Here is a 6023-nt window from a genome sequence, read left to right on the forward strand (position 1 = left end):
GCGGCGCCTAGTCGCGCACCTCGGCGGGCCGCGCGTCGGCCTCGACGCCCTCGACGGCCTTGCGGGTGCTGAACCGCTGCCGGACCACGGCGACGGCGAGCACCAGTGCGGCGACGAGCAGCGACAGCAGCACGGTCTTGCGTCCGTCGTGTTCGGTGTCGGTCAGCATGTAGCCGAGTACGAAGACGATCAGCGCGGCGGTGGCCCAGGTCAGGTACGGGTACAGCCACATCCGCACGACCAGCTTCTCGGGGGCCTCGCGCTGGATGATCTTGCGCATCCGCAGCTGGGAGAAGCAGATCACCAGCCAGACGAACAGGGCGACGGCACCGGAGGAGTTGACCAGGAAGAGGAAGACCGAGTCCGGGAACTTGTAGTTGAAGAACACGGCCACGAAGCCGAAGACGACGGAGACGAGGATCGCCGTCCGCGGCACACCCCGGCCGGTCGTCCGGGCGAAGGACTTGGGCGCGTCACCGCGCCGGCCGAGCGAGAAGGCCATGCGGGAGGCGGTGTAGAGGCCCGAGTTGAGACAGGACAGCACCGAGGTCAGCACGATGAAGTTCATGATCTGACCGGCCTGCGGGATGCCGAGGGAGTTCAGCGCGGCGACGTACGAGCCGTCGTCGGCGATGGACTTGCTGTCCCACGGGAGCAGGGTCACCACGACGAAGATCGAGCCGAGGTAGAACACGGCGACACGCCAGATGATGCTGTTGGTGGCCTTGGTGACGGCCTGCTGCGGGTTCTCGGACTCGCCGGCGGCCAGGGTGGCGATCTCGCTGCCCATGAAGGAGAAGACGACGAGCAGCACACCGGTGAGGATCGCGCCTGGTCCGTTGGGCAGGAAGCCGCCGTGGTCGGTCAGGTTCGCCAGTCCGGCCTGGTCGCTGTCCACGCCCGGGAGCAGGCCGAAGACGGCCAGTCCGCCGATGACGATGAACGCGGCGATCGCGACGACCTTGATCCCCGCGAACCAGAACTCGAACTCGCCGTACGAACCGACGGAGACGAGGTTGGTGGCGGTCAGCACCACCATCACGATCAGGGCCCAGGCCCACTGCGGGACGGCCGGGATCCAGCCCTCCAGGATCACCGCGCCGGCGGTCGCCTCGACCGCCAGTACGACCACCCAGAAGAACCAGTACAGCCAGCCGATGGAGAACCCGGCCCAGCTGCCGAGCGCGCGGTCGGCGTGTGCGGAGAACGAACCCGAGGTCGGGTTGGCCGCCGACATCTCACCGAGCATGCGCATCACCAGCACCACGAGCGTGCCGACGAGAGCGTAGGAGAGAAGGATGCCGGGACCGGCGGTGGCGATACCGGAGGAGGACCCCACGAAGAGTCCGGCGCCGATGACGCCGCCGATGGCGATCATCGACAGGTGACGGTTCTTGAGCCCTGCCTGGAGACCTGATCCGGAACCGGGATCGCCGGTTCCGCCGTGGCCTCCGGGGCCGCTTCCGGCCTTCGTCAGGGTCGGCTGCGAAGTCATGGGACGGATTTCCTTTGCGCCGGGTGAGCAATTCCCCGTACGAGCGGCGTACGAGTCGGACCAGTGAATCTGAGGTGAACGGATTCTTGAACCTTTGATTCCGGATCGTTACTTGAGGATTTCCTGAGGTTCGGTGGCGTTGCTCACATTTTTCGGTCCCGCCACCCGGCCCTGCTGCCCCGCCCGGCGCATGTCACACTCGTCCCATGCGCGTGTACCTCGGCTCCGACCATGCCGGTTTCGAACTGAAGAACCACCTCGTCGAGTGGCTCAAGGAGGCCGGCCATGAGCCCGTCGACTGCGGCCCTCACGTCTACGACGCCCAGGACGACTACCCGCCGTTCTGCCTGCGCGCCGCCGAGCGCACCGTCGCCGACCCCGGCGCCCTCGGCATCGTGATCGGCGGCTCGGGCAACGGCGAGCAGATCGCCGCGAACAAGGTCAAGGGCGTCCGCGCCGTGCTCGCCTGGAGCGAGGAGACGGCCGCGCTCGGCCGCGAGCACAACGACGCCAACGTGATCTCCATCGGCGCCCGCATGCACTCCCGGGACGAGGCGACGAAGCTCGCCGAGACGTTCCTGAACACGCCGTTCACCGGCGAGGAGCGCCACGCCCGCCGTATCGCGATGCTCGCCGCGTACGAGGACACACGTGAGCTCCCGCCGATCCCGGCGCACCACCCGCAGCAGGACTGACACAGCAGGCCTCAGCAGGCGGCAGGACGGGAGCGCCCCCCAGGGGCTGGAAGGAACCGCGGACCGTGCCAGAGGGGCACACGATTCACCGGCTGGCGCACGACTACGCCGCCCGCTTCTCGGGCACGGCCCCGCGGGTCACCAGCCCCCAGGGCAAGTTCTCCGACGCCGCGGACCTCCTGGACGGGGCGGTCCTGACGGCCACCGAGGCCCACGGCAAGCACCTCTTCCTGCGCTTCCGTGCCGCCGACTGGGTCCACATCCACCTGGGCCTGTTCGGCAAGGTCGCCTTCGGCGACGCCCCGGCCCCGCCGCCCACCGACACCGTCCGCCTGCGCCTCGCGGGCGACACCGGGTACGTCGACCTGCGCGGTCCGACCACCTGCGCCCTCGTCACCGACGAGGAGAAGCGGGCGATACACGACCGCCTCGGCCCCGACCCGCTCCGCGCCGACGCCGACCCCGACGCCGCCTACCGGCGGATCTCCCGCAGCCGCAGCACGATCGCCGCCCTCCTGATGGACCAGAAGGTCATCGCGGGAGTCGGCAACGTCTACCGCGCCGAGGTCCTCTTCCGGCACCGGATCGACCCGTACCGCGCGGGACGGGACATCACGCCCGCCGAGTGGGACGCGATCTGGAGCGACCTCGCCGACCTGATGCGCGAGGGCGTGCGCGACAACCGCATCGACACGGTCCGCCCCGAGCACACCCCCGAGGCCATGGGCCGCCCGCCCCGCGTCGACGACCACGGCGGAGAGGTCTACGTCTACCGCCGGGACCGGCGGCCCTGCCACATCTGCGGCGCGGAGATCCGCACCGCCGGCCTCGCCGCCCGCAACCTCTTCTGGTGCCCCGGCTGCCAGCGCGGCTGATCCGGGCCCCCGGCCCTCAGAAACCGTGCGGCAGCCAGGGCGCCACGGTGCTCCCGAACCCCACCGCGGCCTCCGCGAGCGCCCCGGCCCGAAGCTCCCGCACCCGCCCGGCCGCCGCCAGCGCGCCGAGGCTCACCCCACCGAGATACGCGGCCCCCAGTTCCCGTACCGACAGGGCGAGGTCGGCCGCGTCGGTCGTCCGCGCACACGACGCGCCCTTGGCGTCCCCCGACAGCCGCCAGCGCCCCGCGTTCCAGGGGCAGAAGTCGTCCGCCACCTCGAACACGACGTCCACCGGCGTCCGATAGGTACGGGCCGCCAGCGCCGCCCCGACGTCCACCAGCCGCAGGTACAGCGCGTCCCGCGACCGCGTCCGGCACCGCCGCAGGTCGGACACCTGGTACTGCCAGCCCTCGTCGGCCGGCCGCCCCCGCACGGACAGCGTCGTCGTCAGGTCGATCCCGAACAGGAACCGCCACAGCGCGCCCTCCGTCGCCGGATCGAGGCCCGCCAGGCTCTGCAGCACCACCGTGCCGTCGTGCCCGGCCTCCCCCCACCCGAGCTTGACCCGGTACCGCGCGTACCCCGTGACCTCGCCGTCCCGCTCGGCGACGACACACTGCAACGGCGACGCCCCGTCCCGCTCGCTCTCCGGGTCCAGCACCCCCAGCCGCTCCCACCCGGGCGGCCGCGCCAGCATCCCGGGCCGCGACGGCACCAGCCGTGCGTAGACCGACTCGCACACGTCGAGGACGTCGGCGGGCGCCGCGTACCGCAGCCGTACGTCATCGGCGGCGGCCGGCACCGACAGTCGTACCCGGACGGTGTCGATCTCCGCGCCGAGCCCGAAGGTCGCGGCGCCGTACCCGAACCGGCCGTAGATCGCCGGCTCGGACGCGGTGAGCGCCGCCAGCGGCTCGCCCCAGGACCGTACGTCGTCCAACTGCCGCCGCATCATGGACGTCAGCACACCGCGGCGGCGGTGCGTGGCCGCCACCGCGACCATCGTCACGCCCGCCGTGGGCACCGAGGCCCCGCCGGGCACGGTCAGCCCGAACGAGAACGCCCCCGCCGTCCCCACGCAGGCGCCGTCCTCCCAGACACCCAGCGAACGGTCGGTCTCGGTGAGCGCGTTCCACAGCTCCTGCTCCTCGGGGGACTCCGGCACCCCGCCGAAGGCGCGGATCAGCGTGTCGTACCAGCGATCCCAGTCGTCCGGACGCAGCACTCGCGGCCCGGTGTCCGCACCGGGCAGGAAGTCGGTTGCCATGGAGCCATGCCTACCAGGGCGCCGCCGGACCGGCGAGGGAATTTCTTCCGACTTCACCGGGAGGGGGGCGGGCCGGCCCCCGGTGAAGTTCACTGTGGAGTCGAGCCCCGGACGGGGGACAAGCAGGACCTCCCGTGCCAAGCGGCTGGTCCGATGGATAGGGTCCCGAACTAATGGCAGCAGGACGAGAGCCGCTCACGGCGGCCGAGACGTTCACGGCCCGGTTGAAGATGCGCTGGCACCGGGTCCGCGTCGGCCTGCGCAGAAGCGCCGTCGACTACTTCCGCGGCGACGGTTCCGACTGGGTCGCGCTGGCCGGTCTGCTGCTCACCATTCCCCTCATCACCGCCGGTACGCTCGCCAACTCGGTGTGGTGCTCACCGGCCGTCCTGGTCCTGCCGATCGTGGCCGGGGGCCTGCTGCTGCGCCCGGCCAGCCTGCTCGGCCTGTACGCGGCGGCCGCCACGGCCCTCATCGTGGAGTCGATACAGCTCGGCCCCTACACGGAGGGCCCCTCGCGGGTGACGCCCGGGGTCGTCCTCGTCGTCGCGGCGTGCGGCTTCTTCGGCCTGCTGATCGCCCAGTTCCGCAGCCGCGTCGGCGTGCCCTGGCGGCGGGGCGGCACGATGCTGTTCGACCTGCGCGAACGCATCCGGGTGCAGAGCAAGCTGCCCAAGCTGCCGCAGGGCTGGCACCGTGAGATGGCGCTGCGGCCGGCGGGCGGCCAGTCCTTCTCGGGCGACTTCGTGGTGGCGGCGCGCACCAACGGCGGCCGCACCCTGGAGGTCGTCCTCACCGACGTCTCCGGCAAGGGCATGGACGCCGGCTCGCGCGCCCTGCTGCTCTCGGGCGCCTTCGGCGGTCTGCTCGGCAGCCTGCCCCCGCACGCCTTCCTCCCCGCCGCGAACGGCTATCTGCTGCGCCAGGACTGGCAGGAGGGCTTCGCCACCTCCATCCACCTCGTCCTCGACCTCGACACCGGCGACTACGAGCTGTACTCCGCGGGCCATCCGCCCGGCATGCAACTCAGCGCGGGCAGCGGCCGCTGGGAGGAGAAGGCCGCCGAGGGTCCGCTGCTGGGGGTCTACGACGGCGCCCAGTTCGACCCCGTGAAGGGCTCACTGCGGGCGGGCGACGTGCTGATGCTCTTCACCGACGGCCTGGTCGAGACCTCTGACCGCGACATCGTCGAAGGCATCGACCGCCTCACCGGCGAGGCGGACCGCTATGTCTCCGCCGGCTTCCAGGGCGCCGCCTGGCATCTCATCGAGGCGGTCGCGAAGGACGTCAACGACGACCGCGCCCTCCTGCTGATCTGCCGCGAGGGCCCGACGGCCCAGTCCGCCGCCCACTGACCGCCCGCTCCCACGGTCGGTCATGGCTTTGTGCCTCCTCTGTAACTGCCGCCTCCTCTCGATTGCGTGAGCGATCGGGGGGTTGGTAGAGATGAGATACGTACGATGGGACAACGGGCAACCAGGACACGGATGGGGGAGCGAGTTCGGTATGAAGTTCGACATGGGTGCGCAGACGCTGTCGTCGTTGATGCGTGATTCGCGGGGTTCCAGCGACGATCTCGGGACGTTGATCCGTCAGTTGGTGCAGGCGGCGCAGCCGTTGGAGGGGAAGTTCAACGGTACGGGTCGGGCGATGTTCGATCAGTTCAAGGCGCGTGCGGATGAGATCAC

5 protein-coding genes and 1 pseudogene are annotated in these 6023 nt (G+C 70.9%); 4 read left to right on the forward strand and 2 right to left on the reverse strand.

Going from position 1 to position 6023, the window contains the following annotated elements; genetic code table 11:
- Positions 1 to 7: 7 nt before the first annotated feature.
- Positions 8 to 1495, reverse strand: coding sequence for an amino acid permease (locus ACZ7LV_RS36560; protein ID WP_471945669.1), 1488 nt, complete (start codon positions 1493 to 1495; stop codon positions 8 to 10).
- Positions 1496 to 1701: 206 nt separating this feature from the next.
- On the opposite strand from ACZ7LV_RS36560, the gene ACZ7LV_RS36565 reads away from it, so the two are divergent.
- A complete protein-coding gene (locus ACZ7LV_RS36565) occupies positions 1702 to 2190 on the forward strand; it encodes a ribose-5-phosphate isomerase (RefSeq protein WP_471945670.1) in 489 nt (162 codons plus the stop codon).
- A gap of 65 nt (positions 2191 to 2255) precedes the next feature.
- A complete protein-coding gene (locus tag ACZ7LV_RS36570) occupies positions 2256 to 3065 on the forward strand; it encodes an Fpg/Nei family DNA glycosylase (protein WP_471945671.1) in 810 nt (269 codons plus the stop codon).
- Between the two features lie 16 nt (positions 3066 to 3081).
- Here ACZ7LV_RS36570 and ACZ7LV_RS36575 read toward each other — a convergent pair whose 3' ends face one another.
- Entirely contained in the window at positions 3082 to 4335 is a 1254-nt protein-coding gene (locus tag ACZ7LV_RS36575; protein WP_471945672.1) for a GNAT family N-acetyltransferase, read from the reverse strand.
- 173 nt (positions 4336 to 4508) lie between these two features.
- Here ACZ7LV_RS36575 and ACZ7LV_RS36580 point away from each other — a divergent pair, with 173 nt between their 5' ends.
- Together ACZ7LV_RS36580 and ACZ7LV_RS36585 are read left to right on the forward strand one after the other, a co-directional pair.
- A complete protein-coding gene (locus tag ACZ7LV_RS36580) occupies positions 4509 to 5690 on the forward strand; it encodes a PP2C family protein-serine/threonine phosphatase (protein WP_471945673.1) in 1182 nt (393 codons plus the stop codon).
- Between the two features lie 151 nt (positions 5691 to 5841).
- Positions 5842 to 6023 (forward strand): annotated as a pseudogene (locus tag ACZ7LV_RS36585) (hypothetical protein); the annotation flags it as partial.

This window comes from Streptomyces sp. NPDC107562 (assembly GCF_055657325.1).

Excerpts from the sequence above, each read along its gene's own strand:
- ACZ7LV_RS36575 (WP_471945672.1), bottom strand. The coding sequence starts at position 4,335 with ATGGCAACCGACTTCCTGCCCGGTGCGGACACCGGGCCGCGAGTGCTG.
- ACZ7LV_RS36580 (WP_471945673.1), top strand. The coding sequence starts at position 4,509 with ATGGCAGCAGGACGAGAGCCGCTCACGGCGGCCGAGACGTTCACGGCC.
- ACZ7LV_RS36560 (WP_471945669.1), bottom strand. The coding sequence starts at position 1,495 with ATGACTTCGCAGCCGACCCTGACGAAGGCCGGAAGCGGCCCCGGAGGC.
- ACZ7LV_RS36565 (WP_471945670.1), top strand. The coding sequence starts at position 1,702 with ATGCGCGTGTACCTCGGCTCCGACCATGCCGGTTTCGAACTGAAGAAC.